This is a genomic window from uncultured Lutibacter sp., assembly GCF_947495725.1.
Taxonomy (GTDB): Bacteria; Bacteroidota; Bacteroidia; order Flavobacteriales; family Flavobacteriaceae; genus Lutibacter.
In genome coordinates this window covers 36796-55136 of sequence record NZ_CANLZZ010000004.1, presented here as the reverse complement: position 1 = coordinate 55136, position 18341 = coordinate 36796, and the positions used below count along the sequence as shown (strand labels likewise).

Annotated in this window: 14 protein-coding genes; 2 read left to right on the top strand and 12 right to left on the bottom strand. The window is 28.6% G+C overall.

The annotated features are described in order from the left end of the window. Positions 1-11: 11 nt before the first annotated feature. The 6 genes from Q0776_RS09775 to Q0776_RS09750 all read right to left on the bottom strand — a co-directional run bounded on the left by Q0776_RS09775 (position 12) and on the right by Q0776_RS09750 (position 9048). On the bottom strand, positions 12-2651 hold the full coding sequence (locus tag Q0776_RS09775) for a DEAD/DEAH box helicase family protein (protein ID WP_298367587.1): 2640 nt from the start codon (positions 2649-2651) through the stop codon (positions 12-14). A 141-nt stretch (positions 2652-2792) separates the two neighbouring features. Beyond that, positions 2793-3857, bottom strand: a complete 1065-nt coding sequence (locus Q0776_RS09770) for a Fic family protein (protein WP_298367585.1) — start codon at positions 3855-3857, stop codon at positions 2793-2795. A gap of 3 nt (positions 3858-3860) precedes the next feature. Next, positions 3861-5609, bottom strand: a complete 1749-nt coding sequence (locus tag Q0776_RS09765; RefSeq protein ID WP_298367583.1) for a site-specific DNA-methyltransferase — start codon at positions 5607-5609, stop codon at positions 3861-3863. 227 nt (positions 5610-5836) lie between these two features. Next, complete coding sequence (locus Q0776_RS09760) at positions 5837-7348, bottom strand: hypothetical protein (protein ID WP_298367580.1); 1512 nt, start codon at positions 7346-7348, stop codon at positions 5837-5839. Then, complete coding sequence (locus Q0776_RS09755; RefSeq protein WP_298367578.1) at positions 7348-7614, bottom strand: helix-turn-helix domain-containing protein; 267 nt, start codon at positions 7612-7614, stop codon at positions 7348-7350. The genes Q0776_RS09760 and Q0776_RS09755 overlap by 1 nt, the downstream gene beginning before the upstream one ends. 180 nt (positions 7615-7794) lie before the next feature. Continuing rightward, positions 7795-9048, bottom strand: coding sequence for a site-specific integrase (locus tag Q0776_RS09750; protein ID WP_298367575.1), 1254 nt, complete (start codon positions 9046-9048; stop codon positions 7795-7797). 616 nt (positions 9049-9664) lie between these two features. Between Q0776_RS09750 and Q0776_RS09745 the strand changes: the two genes are divergently transcribed. Next, positions 9665-9949 (top strand): hypothetical protein, encoded by a 285-nt coding sequence (locus Q0776_RS09745; RefSeq protein WP_298367573.1) that lies wholly within the window; start codon positions 9665-9667, stop codon positions 9947-9949. Positions 9950-10021: 72 nt separating this feature from the next. Beyond that, positions 10022-10531 carry a hypothetical protein gene (locus Q0776_RS09740; protein WP_298367571.1) on the top strand — a complete coding sequence of 170 codons (510 nt, stop codon included), beginning with the start codon at positions 10022-10024 and terminating at the stop codon, positions 10529-10531. Between the two features lie 19 nt (positions 10532-10550). Here Q0776_RS09740 and Q0776_RS09735 read toward each other — a convergent pair whose 3' ends face one another. The 6 genes from Q0776_RS09735 to Q0776_RS09710 all read right to left on the bottom strand — a co-directional run bounded on the left by Q0776_RS09735 (position 10551) and on the right by Q0776_RS09710 (position 18339). Then, complete coding sequence (locus Q0776_RS09735) at positions 10551-11270, bottom strand: recombinase family protein (protein ID WP_298367569.1); 720 nt, start codon at positions 11268-11270, stop codon at positions 10551-10553. Continuing rightward, complete coding sequence (locus Q0776_RS09730) at positions 11270-11584, bottom strand: hypothetical protein (RefSeq protein WP_298367566.1); 315 nt, start codon at positions 11582-11584, stop codon at positions 11270-11272. Before Q0776_RS09730 ends, Q0776_RS09735 begins: the two co-directional genes overlap by 1 nt. A 135-nt stretch (positions 11585-11719) precedes the next feature. Next, a complete protein-coding gene (locus tag Q0776_RS09725; protein WP_298367565.1) occupies positions 11720-12718 on the bottom strand; it encodes a hypothetical protein in 999 nt (332 codons plus the stop codon). Continuing rightward, positions 12675-14777, bottom strand: a complete 2103-nt coding sequence (locus Q0776_RS09720; RefSeq protein ID WP_298367564.1) for a hypothetical protein — start codon at positions 14775-14777, stop codon at positions 12675-12677. Before Q0776_RS09720 ends, Q0776_RS09725 begins: the two co-directional genes overlap by 44 nt. A 426-nt stretch (positions 14778-15203) precedes the next feature. After that, complete coding sequence (locus Q0776_RS09715; RefSeq protein ID WP_298367562.1) at positions 15204-16406, bottom strand: GIY-YIG nuclease family protein; 1203 nt, start codon at positions 16404-16406, stop codon at positions 15204-15206. Beyond that, positions 16399-18339: a DEAD/DEAH box helicase gene (locus Q0776_RS09710; RefSeq protein ID WP_298367560.1), complete on the bottom strand. Its 1941-nt coding sequence runs from the start codon at positions 18337-18339 to the stop codon at positions 16399-16401. Before Q0776_RS09710 ends, Q0776_RS09715 begins: the two co-directional genes overlap by 8 nt. Positions 18340-18341: the final 2 nt, after the last annotated feature.

Below are 18341 nucleotides of genomic sequence, written 5' to 3'. Positions count from 1 at the left end.
GCTGTTATTTTTTACATATCATTTATTAGTTCTTTTGCTTTGTCTAACGTGTAAGAGCCTTTAACTTCTTTTTTGTCAAATACCATAAAGTAAGCAAAATTTTGACCTGCTTGTTTTTCCCATTCTGTTCCTAATCTACATTTAGCTTCACTATCAGAACCATCTAAATGGTCACCTTTTGTTTCTAATAAGATAGTTTTACCAGATTTAGTTTGTAAAATGAAATCAGGATAATGATTTGCTTTGAATCCATTTATATAAAACCCTTTTCCTTTTTCTAAATTTCTGTGCCAAAATACAATGTTTGAAGAAGTACCTAGTTCCATAATTACTCTTTCCTCAAAATTATTCATATAACCTTCTTTTTCATATAATGAATTACCAATTGAAGAGCCTAAATTACCTGGTACAATTTCAGTACTTAATTTCCAGTTTTGTTTTGTAATTATTTTTTTTGATTTTATTAAGTCTATAAAACGAGATTCAGCATACGTATCCGATAATTTTCTAATATGAGATTTAATTTTATCTGTGTAGCTCCATTTTCTTACTAAAATATCGCGTAGTTGTTCAGCGTTCATTGCGTCTAAAATCCTACCTACATATACTTTAATTTCTTGGTCTGGGATTGGGTACATATTCCCAATAATTTGCATTATTTGGTGTGTTATATCTTTTATTTGGGCATCTTTTGGTTTTGCTAAAATATATTCAGCAATAGGGTCTTTAACTTCGCTTTCTTCTATTTTTACCCAGTCAGGAGTGTAATTATCTTTTACAGTTTCTGTTAAATCAATTTTGTATAAATCAGAAGAAATCTTATCAAAATCAATCTTGGTATCCTCACTTGAAAGTTTAAAATCTTTTAATAAAGATTCTCTATTCAATAATTCTTCATCTGTTCCAAATATATCACTTGCAGTTACTTTTAAGAAGAATTGAGGAAAATCTATATTTTCAATAATTTCTTTATTTACCTCTTTTACACGGTATCTTTTTACTTTATCTCCCATTTCTTGAAAAATATTCTCATCTACAGGTTGTTTTTCTTGTTCCTGTATTTGATGTTCTAATTCTTTATTTTGTTCTTCTGCCATTGATTCTATTTCATCAATTACAGAGGTAGTTTCAATTTCTTCTTCACTTGCATTTGGGTTGAAAGAAATACGACCTTTGTCAATTTCTTCTTCTTTTTCTTCAGTTTGTTGTTCTGGAAATAGAAAAGATTCAACAGGGTTTGACTTTGGAGTTTCTTTTTCTTCTTCAGACATTACATCTGCAACACGGTGTTCATTTCCACTAAAACCAGATGCCTTTAAACCTTCAACAATTTTTTGTAATGTTTCATTAAATTTAGCCGATGCGGTTAAAACATAAGAAAGGTTCAATTGAAACGCTTTGTGTTTTTGAACGTAAGGCTGGCGCAATACACGACCTAATATTTGTTCAACATCTACTGCGCTAGATTTGTCTGCCAAAGAAGCTAAAATATATGCAAAAGGACAATCCCACCCTTCTTTTAAGGCGTTGATTGTTATTATATAACGAACTTCACAATCTTTACTTTGTAAATCTTCAATGCTTTTTAGTTCATCTATATTGGCCGTTTTTATTTTGATTTGATTCTCTGGGATTCCTAACCCTAATAATTGTTCTTTTAATTTTTCAAAAGTAGTATTGTCGTTTTTTGTTTTAGGTTGTGCTTGAAATAATACTATTGGTCTAATATACTTACCGCCTTCAGCTTCTTGTTTTTTAGCTAATATTTCTAATTTACGCTGTAAGTGTAAAGCATTGTTTATTACTTCTGTTTTATCGTGATTATTATAGACAATAACAGGAAGTTTAACCATATGCTCCTTCTTTAATTCTATTGCAGGAACCAAACTTACAATATTACTATTATCTTTAGGTGTAGCAGTTAAATCTAAAATAAAAGATGGATTTAAATTCTTTAGCATATCTACACTTAAATCACTTTCGGCATTGTGACTTTCATCAACAACTAAAACAGGGTGCAAACTTCTAATTACGTTAATTAAAGCTGTATCATCTACATCTGATAATAAGTGTTTTCTATCTGTGTATTGAGGTACAAAAGATTCTAATTGTCCGTTTTCTTGATATACTTTTCTATCTTCTTTATTTTTTGCTCTTAAACTAGCAAAACTCATTACAAAAATACTCAATTGTTCTTTTACAACAGTAGGGTTAAAATTTGAGCCTTGTAATAAATCTTCTTTCTGATATATTTCAACTTTATGGTTAAATAGTGCATTTAATTTTTGTCTATAAGGATGCTCTGGGTTTGAAAGAGCTTTAACCGTTTGTTGTAATAAATTACTCCAAGGTACTAACCAAATAACTGCTTTTGTTTTTGAAGTGTCATAAGCTGAAAAGATGGAGTGTAGTGCATTAACCGCTATGAAAGTTTTACCACCAGCGGTTGGAACTTTAATACAAACGTGTGCAGCATTTGGGATGTTATTTTTGTATGGTTGCATACCTGTATTATCTAAAGGGTTATATGCGCCTATTTTATCTTCCCAATATTGGTTAAATGCAGTTGAAACATTTTTATGTTCTTGAACATATTGTAAATATTCTTCAAGATTTTCTACTACTTTTTGTTGATAGCTTTTTAATTCCATAGTTGTGTGTTGTGCACGTTTTTAATATATGCACAAGAAAGTATGTTTTTTTGTGCACGTTTAAGAAACGTGTATAAGAAATGTCCTTTTTTTATATACGTAATTTTTTTATGGATACTCAAAGGCATTTTATTGTTCACGTTATCTTTCTTTTAATAATTTTAATAGGGGAGCATTTATGTAATAATTGCTTTTACCTATTTTAACTTTGGTAAGTAACCCCTCATCTGCTAAATTATTTAAATATGAAGCAGCCGTATTTCTGTGAATTTTTAATTCACGCTCTAAAAAATCTATTTTGGTGTATGGGTGCTTAAATAAGATGTTTATTAAATCGTGGCTATAAAAAGAAAACTTACTTTTAATTTCTATTTTATATTCGCCCATTAATTTCTTAATGTTATTAACAACTACAATAGTTTCTTTAGCAGTTTTTTCAACACCAATTAACATCCAAACAATCCATTCCTCCCAAGCATTTTTAGTTCTAACTTCTTGCAACAATCTATAATAATCACTTTTATTTTGAATAATATAACTACTTAAATAGAGCACAGGAATATCTAATAAGTTTTGCTGCACCAAATATAAAATGTTTAATAGCCTGCCAGTTCTACCATTACCATCATAAAAAGGATGAATACTTTCAAATTGATAATGAATAATAGGCATTTTAATTAAACTATCAATAGAATGAAAATCCGGGTCATTAACATAAGTTTCAAAATTAGAAAGTAACTCTAAAATGTTATTGTAATTTTGAGGAGGCGTATAAACTACTTCTTGCGTTCTTGGATTTTTTAAAACAGTACCTGGCACTTTCCTAATAGGGTGATTTGGTGAAATAATAGCTTGTATGGTTTTAATATCATTTACCGTAAGCAAGCCTTTATTTATAACAATATCTAACCCTAAACGAATACCTTTAGCATAGTTTACAGCTTCTTTGGCTGTTATTGACGCAATAGTTTCATCAATAGACGCTTGATACATTTCATCATCAGTAGTTACAATGTTTTCAATTTCATTACTATCCTTTGCTTCTTGTAGAATAAGTGTATCTATTAAAATTCTAGAATTAGGAATTTTAGAAATTTCCCCTTTTAATTGTCCTAAAGCTCTAGATGCTTTATTTAAGGCTTTTAAAATAGCAATAGTTTCACAATCTATGTTTGGCGGTAGTAATGGTACTTGAAATCCTTCCATAATTTAAAATCTTGTAATATCTCTTGGTATTTTTTTAAAAATGATATTGTTCTTTGCCATAAACTCTTTTGGTAGTAAACAGTTGTCGGCATACACAATGTATTGTTCACCTTTTGTTTTAATAAGCTCTAAAGCATCAAAATCTAATGTTGTTAATTTATCTTTTTCGTAAATGAAATAGTAAACAGATTCATCTTTTTTACCTAAAAAATAATGAGATTCCTCGACTGCGCTCGGAATGACAGCAGTAAAAGGTGTTCTTGTTTCTGAAAACCATATGTATTCACGTATTTTTTTAATACCTACTTCTTCATTTAAGTTTTGGCTGTCATTAAATAATGGTAAGCCTAATTCATAGTAATCAAATGCACCACCTGTACCTTCAACAGCTTTTCTGTCTTTTCCATAGCCTTTTGTAACTCTTTTTACTCTTTCGGCAGTAATCTCATTGGCATAATCTTCCATTTCTACTACAATAAATTTTCGGTTTCCACCATCTTCTTTATTAAGGTTTAAAACCGCGTGAGCTGTTGTGCCTGAACCAGCAAAGGAATCAAGAATTATAGAGTTTTTATCATTGAAAGAATTGATAAGAAGTTTCATTAAATTAACAGGTTTAGGGTAATCAAATTTACCTTTTTCGAAAATGCCTTCTAAATCTATACTTCCAGAGCTTTTCAAACTAATAATCGACCTTAATAAGAAGTCTTTAACTTCATTCAAATATTTAATTGAACTGGGTTGAGTCTTTTCATTTTTAGCAAACCATATTTTTCCACATTTAAATGAACCATCAGCTAATTCTTCAATGTTTTCATAATCTAAATATTCATCAAAAGTTTCTTTTTTCCATCTCCACCCTCTGTCTGGCACATTGCAAGGTTTTTTAGTTATTGGATGTAATATATCAAATCTAGGTCCATAAGTTTGACCATTTGGCCAACTTAAATTTATTTTCCCAAAAAGATTATAGTTTGAATCAAGATTGTTATAGAGAGTTATACCTCTGTCATAACCATTTTTTTTAAATAATTTATTTAGCTCATTCTTTGTTTCTAAAAGATCTGTTCTCTTTTTTTTATGTTTAGAAATTAATTCAAATACATCATCTAACCCTTCTTTTAATTGAGTGAATCTATGCGATTTAGAATTTTTTTTTGAGTAAAGTAAAATATATTCGTGGATATTACCAATGCCTTTATCATTTTTTGGAACTCTCTTATTCCAAATCAATTGTTCAATGAAATTATTAACTCCAAAAATTTCATCTAAAATTGACCTTAAGTTATGTACCTCGTTTTCATCAATTGAAATAAAAATAACTCCATCATCAGCTAAAAGTTTATGCAGTAATTGTAGTCTCGGATACATCATACACAACCATTTATCGTGTCTGGTTAAGTCGTCAACGCCTATAGATGCAACTTTATCTTGCTCCTTCGCTTTTAGAGTTTTATTAAGCCACTCTTTAATTTTGGGGTGGTTTACATTGTCATTATATGTCCAACTTTCTTTACCTGTGTTGTAAGGTGGGTCTATGTAAATACATTTTATTTTGCCTTCGTATTCTGGTAATAGGCTTTTTAGAGCTTCTAAATTGTCACCGTGAATTATTTTATTTCCGCTTTGTGTTGGGTTTTCTTGTTCTCCTTTTTCGGCGGTAAACCCATATTTATGATCTAATACTCTATATGGTACATCTTGGTGGTGACTTATAACTTTTTCTTTTCCTATCCAGTGGAGTGTTGGCATAAATGTAAATGTATAATTAAACTATAAAAGTACTAATCTTTTTTAGTGTGTAAAATGAAATATTATTAGAATTGATAGCAATTTCAAAAATCTAACTCAAATGTAAAGTTTAATGTGGGAAAAGACAATAATATTAAATGAATAATTTATTTTTTAGATTATATAAAAAACGCACTATACTTTGTAATTTGTATAGTGCGTATTAAAAAGGAAATTGAAATCTGTTGTTAAGCCAATACTTTTGCTTTTTCCTTTAAAGATTCTATATGATTTACTATATTACTTTTACACCAAATTTCAGGTTCTAATGATGGTGCGTGACCAATAGCTTTTGATAACTCGTCTTTCATTATTTCCTCAACTGCATCCACATACTCTTCGGTAGTTGATATACTATCGTGAATAGTATAGATAGGAGCATCTGGATATTCTTCTGATATACGTTTTGCTATTACATCTATAATTAAGTAACTCTCAATACTCTGCAATAATCTTGGGAGTAGTGATTTATCTTTACTCTTAATCTGTCTAAACACCTCATACACGTGGGGAAATATTTTTTTAAATACTTTCTTTGGTTTTGCATCCTCCTGCCCCAAAAATCTATTATCAGTAAATAGGACTTGAAATACTGCCGTTTTAACCTCTTTACGGTTAGCAAATGTTTCTCCTAAACGCTGACTAAATTGTTGTTCTAAAAACTCGTAAAGTGTACCGCTTACCACAAGATCTATATACTGGCTAAACTCATTATTCATAAGGGCTTTATCAATATCTCCTAACATAATGTAAGAATCCTTATCTTGAATTTTTATATGCGATATATTTAATCCTTTATCTATCTTTCTATTATTCTTGTATGGTTTGTTATTTATTTTTGAAAAAGATTGAAACGTTGGAATTTTCGGCTCATCAAACGAAATTGATAATGAGTTTTGTTTATTTGGCTCATTTTTTTGCTCAATCCAAAACGAGCGACTTAACAATATGGTGCTTAAATAAGGTTGACTATTTTTAATATCTATCGAAATTAATTTTTGACCATCATAAGTGACCGCATTTCTAATTACACTTCGCATATTAGTTAGATTGGAATGAAAACGATATACATTATCATCGTGCAATAAATAGTATTCTTCGCGACTTATTTTTTCAGCACTAATTTTTGCGTGGTTTAATTGTGATATAGGTTCTTTAAATTTTTTTCGACTTCGGTCATAATCCATTAACTGCTCGTTATTATTTTTAAGGATAAATTCTTCTTTTAAAAATTCATTAACATAATCTATATCTATTTCTAATTTATCATTAAACCATTTTGTTAAATAGTCAAGATGTTTTACAGAAAGACTTCTATTGTTTCTTTCTACTTTTAATTTTCTGTAGAACGTGAAATCTTTAACAGCTTTTGAAATAATAGGTTTGTTATATTCATCAATTAATCGGTATCCAATTGATTTAAATCCTGGAATATATTGACCATCAGTTTCAATAATTTTTAAATCGTATAACAGATAGTTTATGTATTCTTTATAATTAGATATTTTATCTTGTAGGAGTGTAGAATTTAAAGGCACAAACCCCTCAAATAATAAATCTTTGTTGTAAAGAGGTAATGCATTAATTAGGTGAATAATATAAAGCAACTTGTCTCTTTTACATTTGTATTTTTTAAAATTAGGCGGGTTATCATAGATAAGTTGGTCAATGTCTAAATTCTCTGGTATATATAATCTCATTAAGCACTTTTTTTATTTTCGGTTAATATTTTAGTTACATCACTGTATTCATAATACATTGTTTTACCCATTTTAGTGTAGGGTAGTGTTCCATTAACTCGAAGTGTTTGTAAAGTGCCATCTGAAATATTCAGCATTTCTTTTACATCCGAAGATCTTAACCATTTTTTAGGCTCGGTTTTGCCTTCTAATAATGTTGAGATTTCAGCAAGAATCTCCTTTTTGAATGACTGTAAGTCATCCATTGATACTAATTCTATATTCATAAAAATGTTGCTTTTTATTAAGTATATAATGTATTAACTAGCAATTGATTAACACCCTATAAAGATACGAAATAACTAAACCTATTTTATAGTAATAACTAATTAGTTATTAACGTTTTATTGTTGAAAAGAATCTTTTTAAATACAACTTTTAGTATTAATTAAGGCTAATAGGTGATATTAATTAGCCTTGTTTAAATTGTTGTTTTCTTCGGTTTTTTTCTGATTGAATTTTTGTTTTAATAAAGCCATATCATCACTAACTTTTCTATCTATGATTTTAGCATAGTGCTGTGTGGTTTTGATTGATTTATGACCTAACATTTTACTAACAGATTCTAAAGGAACTCCATTAGTTAAAGTGACTGTTGTAGCAAATGTATGACGTGCTAAATGTGTGGTTAGGTTTTTATTGATTTTACATAAATCTGCTATCTCTTTTAAATAAGCGTTTGATTTTTGATTGCTTAAAACTGGTAGTAAAACTTCCTTTGTAACAACTACAGGATTGTTCTCATATTTTTTAATGATTTCTAATGCTGTTGGAAGTAATGGAATGTTACTGCGTGTATCAGTTTTAGTACGTTTGGTTTTAATCCATTTCTCACCATCTATGCCAATTACCAAATTATTTTTAGTTAATTTTTTTACATCGCTATATGCTAAACCTGTAAAGCAACAAAATATAAATACATCTCTTACAAGTTCTAAACGTGGAGTGTATAATTCTTTACTTAACATTTCTTGTATTTCTTCTTCAGTTAAGAATTGACGTTCAACTTCTTTTAATTGTACTTTGTAGTTTAAAAAAGGGTCATTATTAATCCACTTATTTGCTAATGCAATTCTAACAATTTTTTTAAAGTTCTTAATGTATTTAATGGTACTATTATGACCGCAGTTACGTGTGGTTTTTAAGAAGTACTCAAAATCAGTAATAAATTGGTGGTCGATTTTTTTAATACCAATATCGCTAATTTTATATTCTTCTTTTAAGAATTGTTCTAAATGTTTTTTTACAGTTTTATAGCGTTCTAAAGTTCCAGCTGAAAAATCTTTGCCAACTAGTTTTTCAACTTTAGTATTATGATTTTTGAACATAGTAATTAATGTTCGCTCTTTTGCTTCAATACCTAATATTTTATTTTTGAGAATTTCTGCTGTTACATCTTTATCTTCTTCTAATAATTCTCTGTGATGTTGGTATGCTTTAGAAGTTAAAATATCTAAATAAGAATTAAGCTCTCTTACGGTTTCATTTCTTCCAATAGCTCTATTGGATTGGTTACTCCATTTCTCTATTTCAATGGAGCGTTTCGCACTAATTTCAGCACGTTTACCGTCAATTGTAATTCTTAAATAAATTGGGGCTTTTCCTTGTGTGTTTACTTTGCTCTTTTTCAAATAATACAGCAATCCGAAAGTTTTGTTCATTCTGGTGACCTTTAAAATTATACATTAATATACGAAATATATAAACACGTAAGTTGTTAATATACAATTACTTATTAACAAATAGGTGTCCTTTTTAAGGTTTTTGAAAGGTCACCTTTAGGGTCACCAATTGAATAGTATTTATTATAAATTTTGAGAAATTGGGGTATAAAAAAAGTCCCGTAAACTCAATATTTACAGGACTTTGGGTGATTTTGATTATAAATCAGCGGAGAAAGAGGTTCTTCCACCTACCTTGTAACACTAGTGTTTATAGTACTTCCCAGAGATTAACTTTTTAGGGTAACCGATAGGGTAACTCTCGTTGTTTTACTTCTAATTTCTTCAATGTTTAATTGAAATGCTAATATAGTGTAATTCTTAAAAATAATATCACAAGATGCTTAATTGAATAAGTAGGAACAGAACCCTCGAAGTTTTTTGGAACAGAACCCTAGAAGTAATTATTGCCAATAATTTCAATTATATAATAGAATCAATTTCATTTAGTTTTCAAAATTATTTATAGGGAATGCGAGGGAATCCCTCGCTATACCTAGAGATTTCTCAGATATTTGCAGTGTAAATAATTAGTAACAATTTAAAACAATAAATTATGATTGAAAACAAATTAAGATTCGAGTTAACAGAATTAAATGGTGATTATGGTATTATTTTTCAAGGTTCAGAACCAATTGCTTTTGCAATGTTCAATAAAGAAGATTTCTCGCTATCTGTTGCATTTAAAAAGGGAGAGCGTGATAAGTTTTCAAAAGGAGATGTACTTGCGTCAGTGTACGATAAAACCAATATTATGTATGGAGTAATTGATTACAGTGTAATTCAAAATAATAATATAGTTAACGAGCATTCTAAAAAGTATACTGAATTAAATAATTAATATTTCTTATGGTATGTATTGCTATAGAGTAACTGTAAATGAAATAACTTTAAATAACTAAATAGATAAATTATGAAAAAAATAAATAATATTGCACAGAACTTACAAGAAATAATAGAAGAGGTATATCCTAATTCTCTGGCTGGAGGATGCTATTTGTTGGGGCATTGTATGTCTGAAATACTTAATAGGCAAGGGTTTGTTTCAGAAAAAGTAACAGGTAGACTTGCTCTTCATATTAAAGATTCGAAAAATAAATATGCTCAGTATGGAAAATTTAAACTAAAAGGTCAATATATAGGGTATTACCATACATGGTGTGAAGTAAATGTTGATAACATTAATTATATTATAGACCCTAGTATAAAGTATAATAAACCAGCACTTAAAGATTACTTTGGTATTAAATTAAATCGGGAAATTCCAGAAATAATTTTTACAAACCAAACAAGTACATTTACTCATAAATATTTTAGAGATGATGAACTTGAAAGCCAATCTTTATCATTCCTAAATAAAATTGATTCAAATACTATAGAGTATATTATTACAAAAACTATTGAAAACCAAAATAATATTTAAATCTAAATTGGTACTAATTTTAATCCTCACATTTCTTATAAAGACGTTGAACTTGGATAGGGTTAAATTTCTTACCTTTTCTAGTAGTGTATTGTAGTTTGTTTAGTTTGTCAGCTATAGCTTGAAAGGTCATTCCTTCTTTGCGTGCTGAACAAATTACATCCATTGCTTGAATGTTATTCTTGTTATTAAGTGCGTTTTCTTTAATTTTTTGAACACCTAGTTTTTGGTAATTTCCAAAACCATTTGGATTCCCTAAACGTACTTGACCGTCAATAGGAGTCATTGTAGAGCCATCTTTATTAATGTAGATGCCTTTATCAATTTTATCTTTTTTTACTTGAAGAGCATCCTTAATACGTTTGGAAATAACGTCAGCTTCGTGTTCGGCAATAACTGAAAGTATTTGAATGGAAAGTTTGTTAGCGTTTGGATTATCACAACATATAAAGTCAACACTTCCATTAAAAAGGGCAGAGGTGAACTCTACATCACGAGCCAATCTATCTAATTTAGCAACTACAAGGATTGCTTTATTGGCTTTAGCTAATTCTATAGCTTTGTATATTTCAACACGTTTCTTTTTGCGTGTTCCTGTTTCTATTTCTGTAAACTCACCGACTAAGTTACCGTTATCACTAATATAATTGGCTACAGCATTTTTCTGAGCTTGTAAGCCAAGCCCAGAATTACCTTGTTTTTGTGTTGAAACTCTATAATATGCTACATATTTTTTCATTAGGCTACTTTTTTTCCTTCTATAAAATCAATAACATCAATTAACATATCACAATAAACTCCCTCAGAAGTTTTAACAACCTCACGTTTTTTATTTGTGAAAACTATAGTATAGGTATCTGACCAATCTAGCTTAATAGTTACCCAACCTTTATGAGTTAAGCCGTTTACTTGGAAGCTTAATCCTCCAAGAATAGATTTTGTTTCTGATAGAGCAACAAAGTTTTTTGCTCCCCATGCCATTAAGGCAGATTTATCTTGATATTTAATTTGGTTTAAAATTGTTCTTGCGATTTGTACAGGCGTATTTTCCATGACTAAGTTTTTAAGTTAATCAAAGATAATACATTTATAACAAACCGCAAACTAATGTTTGCAATTTGTTATAAACATATAATTATTTAATATAATTATTAAAAAGTAATTCTGTCTGGCTCATAAAACACAAATTCAATTCAAATAAAAATCACTAGCCTCTTTAAAGCTCAATTCTCCTTTTTTCCACTTTTCTTCAATTGAGACATAATTTTTCAAAGTATATTTATTTAAATCAACTTCTACTTTTGCCTTTTCCTTCAATTTAAAATTTAAATAAACAATAAGCTGTTCAAAACAATTAATTAATTCATTTAGACAAAGTATAACAGTTTTTGTAAATTTTAACTTTAGTAAAACCTGATAATAATCTGTTACTCCTTCATATTGAGTAATACTTCCCCAATCACAAATTATCTTTTCAAATTCTTTATCCCAATTCTTCAAATGAGCTAGATTTTTACCTGGGTCATCTATAGACATAAATTGACTCCCTAAATTATTAACTTTTGAAATTTTATTTTCAAATTGTTTATATCCACCTAATTCTTTTGGAAAATCAACAATTATACACTTGTTTAAAGGAATCCTTTCTTTTTTATAAATTATTTTATCCTTTTTTTTTGAAAACGGAGCATTATATATAATTGACTTCCTTTTAATCTTGCAATATTCATTATTTAGCATTTTTAATTCATAACCATAAAATTGAGACGAATCATTAGTATACCAACCAACAATTTCAAAAATAATTCTTCCGTACCTACAAAAATGACGAGACCACTCTGTAATTTCATTAAAGAAAATATTTCTTCCTCTATAATTATAGTTGTCTAAATACATTTTAACTGTTGCTAAATAATTTTCAGAACAATTCTCAATTTTAATTCCATCCTTGAATTCTTCGTGGTTATCAATAATCATATTAATCATACCACCAATGCTATCTAAATAATGATTTAATTTAACATTATCTAACATTTTTTGAGGTCGATATGGATTTTCGTGAAAGTTCATATCCCAAGATACTCTATCATGGAAACCATTTCCTTCATCTGGTTTATTAGACCCAATTAGAGGAAGCCCTTGGTTAAACAATATCTCTTTCCACAAATCTTTTGAGATTGGAGCCATAGTTTGTTTCTTTAATTTCTAAACTTTTTAATGCTATTCTTGAGCGTAAATAAAATTCTATAAAGAGTTCTGATAAATCATCTGATTTCAAACCACTCCCATAACCTGTACTTAATCTAGTTACAATTGACTTAATATAATAGTCATTAATATTTGATACGTATATTTTGCCCAATGGAAATCTTCCAGAACCATTTTGATTCTCTAATCTAACAAAATCACTTTCTTTTAAAAAATCCTCTAATCTTCTTTTTCTTGCTACTTCATTGACAAAAGATGATGAAGATAGAGAAAAAAATGTATGGTTAAAATAATTATAAATGCCCATTATGAACTTCCAGAAATTTAATTCTTCCACTTCATCATCTTTAAATATAATATCCCAATAATTAAAGATTTCTTCCTCTATATTTGAGAGATTATGGATACGAGCCATAATAAAAGAAATTGATGAAACTTCAAATAAATCAACAATTAATGGAAATAGTTTCGAAGATATATAATGTAAATTGTCGCCATTAATTTCTTCTTTTAGCTTAAAGATGTATAAAATATTAAATTTATAATACTTGTGTATATAGTTTTTTAAACTTTCACTATTATTAAAAAAGGCCTTATCAACAATATCTTTATTTATAATTTGATAATAAACACCGAACATATCAGGAATATCTTTATTATTCACTTCAAACGTTTCATTGCCAACTTCCCATATTTCATTGATACAATCAATTCTTGCATTATTACTTTCTTTTAATAACTTTTCTTGTTTTGAAAATTCAAAGTCGATTGCTTTTTTTAAATTAAAATTATTTAATGTTTTATCAATTTTTGATTTAACAATATTTGAGAAATAATCAATTTTATTAAAAGTATCAAGTGATTCATTTAAAAAAACAAATGCATTTAATTCCGCATATTGTGATTTAGTTTCTTTCAATAATTTTGAGAAATTAGGTATTCTATTAATTAGGTCTAGTGAAACCTCAAATAAATGCTCCTTAAAGATTAACTGGATATTTTTCGCCAGTTCATATTCAGTATAGAACAGAGGTGTCCTTACATTCCCTTCATTGTGAATTTCCTTTCTAAGTTTAACTTGATAATTATCAATCCACATTCTTAATTTATATGGATAATTAAACACATCATCAATATTTTTCAATGTATGTATTTTTATTGCTAGTTTTCTAATATTGTTTTCCGTAATTAATCTGTCAAAATTATAATTGAATCCAACTAGATATTGAATGAAAAGATTTGCATAAATAGTAATAGCCTGATATTCCAAAGCGTATTCATCAATATTTGTTTTATCAATAGTTTTTATAGTTGTTTTTTCCAGCCTATCAAATAACAATTTATATATCTCAAATTCACACTGAAATGCAATAGTTTGTATATAGCTTAGTTGATTGTAAATAAGTTCATTCTTTTGTGCTACTTTTTCAATATTCTCAAATATAAAAAACTGATTTTCAATAATTTGTTTTTCAATATTTATGTAATCTTCTACTGATTTTGGGATGAGAGAAGAGCCAGTACTATTAAAAATATTTAATTCAGTACTAGAAGCTTCTTCCCACTTTTTATGAACATTTATTTTTCTATGCCAGCTCTTATTGGATGGGAATTTATGTTTAATTGAATTATAGCTAATTGAAAAAGTTAACAAATCGTTTGATATTTTTCGAAAATTTGTATTTGAAAGTTGGGGTTTAGAACTTTCTTCAACAATAAGCCTTATTTTCTGAATATTCCTTCCAATAATCGTGAGAATCTCACCTCCCTTATTATTCTTTTTAAAGTATTCTTTATTATTGACGTACCTTCTTAAAGCTAAGTTGTTATTTTCAATTAAATCAACAACTAAGTTTCCCGCATTAAAATAAATTAGCGAATACCTCCCGAAAAAGATAAAAGAGGTTAATGTAATTAGAACTGAAAAAGTGAATAAGAGAACGCTAACCAATGTTGGGTTATATCCAATTATTAATAATAATTGAAAAATAATTGAACAAGAGACTAGATTTGCAAGTAACTTAAAATATCTGTTCAATATTTTTTGATTTAACAATTGATTTGTGATAACACTGTTTATATTTGAATACTTAGAAGTAATTATGTTTAAATATGATGTGAAAAATAAACCTAAAATAACACCCAGTACACCAGCAACAATTACAATTAAATCTTTAAAAAACTCAATAAATTTAACACCAATATGTTTGTTTATTAAATAGATATATTCAGAAATTGAATTTAAAAATGAGTATTCCGAAAATTTTAAACAAATAAAAACTTGTCTTGCAAAAAAATCTAGTAAAACTAGAATGCCAATAAAAGCACTGGAAAACAATAAGGCATTTTTACTAGTATTAAGAATTAATTTAAAAAAACCTTTTCTTTCTTTATATTTTTCTTTATTGTCAAAAAACTTTAATTTAAGTCTGTTCATTAGCAACTAATTAACTGAATTATTATTTTATTTTTCTATAATCAAAAAATTTTCAGCATCATACCTATAATTCACAATTTCACCACTAATTAATAAATCAATTGATTTATCAATTACTCCAAATGGAGCAACAAACCATTCTCGTGGTGTAATTCTAACTCCATTTTCAGTAAATACGTCAACATTCAGTTTTGCCGATGCTAAAAAACGATGAAGTAAATTTTCAAATTTTTGTGTATTTAAATTGTAGCATTTATACGATGCTACAATATGCACATCTGCCATTAAATAAGTGGCCTCTTTTGATGCATTTTTAATACGTTCTACAACTGGAGCAGTGGAGTAGCCAATTTTATATAAATTATTTATTGATGCTATTTTAGGATTTGAAGATTTGGATTTTAATATATATATCCACCCAGATTCTTGGTCGTCCTCATTTACTGCATTAGCATTATTTTGTAAAGCAGTTTCATCTGTATCTTTATTGTGAGTCACAATATTTCCGTTTTCAAGCAACTGCTTTCCAATAGACCTATAAAGCATATTGCTTTCAGTTCCATTTTCAAATATTATATGAGTTCTGCCGTCTTTTCTATTTTTATCACTTACTGGCTCATCCGTTAATGTCCTACTTAAATCAATTTCCTCTAAATAAAGTAAAACTCCATCAAGCACATAATATCCACCTTTAACCAAGTTTTTTTCTGGATTCTTAAATTTCTTTAAATGTCGCTTTCCTTCACGTAAATCTTTATGTACTTCTTTAAATAAATGCTCATACTCTCCAAAATCTTTTTCTTTCATTGCCTTTCTTCTAGCAACAAAATCAGAATCAGCTCTATCTTTTGAGCTTGGAACATTTTTTAATTTAAATATTTCCAATGTTTCATCAGTATCTAATATTCCTAAGTCATCATCATCTAAAATATCGGCTACAGATTTAACTTCAACTTTTGTATTCAATAAATTATACTCATCATAACCTTTTAAAATTTCAATCTTCTTTGGGTCTTGTCTTAAAGAGTTTAATCTCGCCTTCAATTTAAATTCTGTAACACTGGTTGACTCTGGTTCACGATTATTTTTTTCAAAAAAGGCATTAATCTCTTGAAACGACTCAATTAATCGTTCATCTTCAGTTTTAATGTTAGAATTTTTAGCTTTTGAATCCAATATCCCAAGTTCATCGTCATTAAAAATATCTTCTAATGTTTTCTTTTTACGCATTGGCCTTAGCTTTACGTTTTTGTTCTTTTAAAAACACAATAGCTTCGGCTAAACGTTTTTCTTTTGGGTCGAATGACTGAATACTTGGTTGTTCTCCAGTTTTGGCAATCCAATCTTTAATTTTTGGCCATAATATAATAGCTTCTTCTTCTGTCATTTCAATTCTAGTAGCATCAATAGTTTCTTGAATTGCTTTAAAAACGGAAGCAGTCACTGATTTAGATAGTATTTCAAAAGCTTTCTGGAATGGATTTATAGAATCAATTAAATCGATATTAATATCATCAATATTTACAAAACTATCTGCCATTCGTATAAATCGCTTATCACCAACATCTTCAATTGAACTATTTTTAATCACTGAATCGACCACTACATATTGGCGAACTTGTTCCAACTCTTCTTCATTTAAATCTGGATAAGTTTCTTTGATAATTTTAGGAATTAATACTGTATTGATGTATTCAGGGTCAACAGCACTTGGCATTGCTTTTTGCATTGTTTCATCCTGAAATATTTTAGCTTTTAAATCGGTTAAATCTGATTCAATAATATCTTTAGCTCTTTTGGATTTAGCTTTTTTAAAGCCATCAATTTTAATTGTATCATCCCCATCTTCAGAATCATCGTCATCTTCTTCAGGGAATTTTGGTTTAAATTTGAAATTTGGAGCTAAAACTTGCTCCATTAATAATGATGCGGTAATAGCTTTTAGCATATTGTTAACCGATAATTTTACCTCGTCATTTTCTGCATCTGGTTGTGCAATTAGATTTGTAAATTGTGCGTGACTTTTGTTATCACTATCTCTTGTTGCTCTACCAATAATTTGAATAATTTCAGTTAACGAACCTCTATATCCAATAGTTAAAACGTGTTCGCAATAAGGCCAGTCAAAACCTTCCTTTGCCATTCCTAAAGCAATAATAATATCGATATCATCAACTTTTTTTACTCTATACAAATAGCTTTGAATTCTATCCCTGTCTTTTTGGTTATCGTGAACTAAATCAGCAATTTTAAGCGTTTTTCCAGTTTTTTTACTTTTAACATATAAAACACCAGTATTAGGGTCTTGATAATCTAATTCTCCTAAACTATCAATAATTAAATTAACCTCTTCAGCTTTACCTTTTTTAGTTGATTCACCAGAATTTACACTTGGAATATGAATAATTGTTTTTTTATCTTCATCTAGCACTTCACTAATGGCAGATGTGTATCGACCTTGGTAGAAATGATATCCAATCCCTAGTGATTTTAAATATTCATAACCGTTTAACTGCTCGTAATAGTTATATGTTACTTTCGTAAATTTCCCTTCACTTTCAGGTAATAATATTGGCACGCTATCACCTCTAAAAAATGAACCAGTCATTGCGACAATATGAGCTGTAGAATTTTGCATAATATTACGTAAAACTTCACCTAATCGATTGCCACCATCAGCGGAGACGTGATGAAACTCATCAATTGCTACAAGTGTGTCGTTTAGGTCTTTTTCATCTATTGCTTCAAACGCAAAACGTAATGTAGCGTGTGTACAAATTAAAATTTGCTCTTTACTTTCTAGAAAACTTAAAAATGCTTTTACTTTACTTCCTTGTCCTCCAGGAGTGCAAAGATTGTATTTATTTTTTGGTGACCAATTTGCAAAGAATCCAAATTCCTTTAAGTAAGTTAAACCAAAAGAGCTACCAATTGATTTTTCTGGTACAGCAACAATAACTTTTTTAAGTCCTTGATTTACCAACTTATCTAAACCTATAAACATTAACGCTCTAGATTTACCAGAAGCTGGAGGAGCTTTAATTAATAAATATTGCGCAGTGCGTGCTTCAAATGCTCTTTCTTGCATTTCTCGCATTCCTAATTCGTTTGTGCTTTTGCTTTTCCCAGTCTGGTTATAAGTTACTTCAACTAAATTTGGCATAA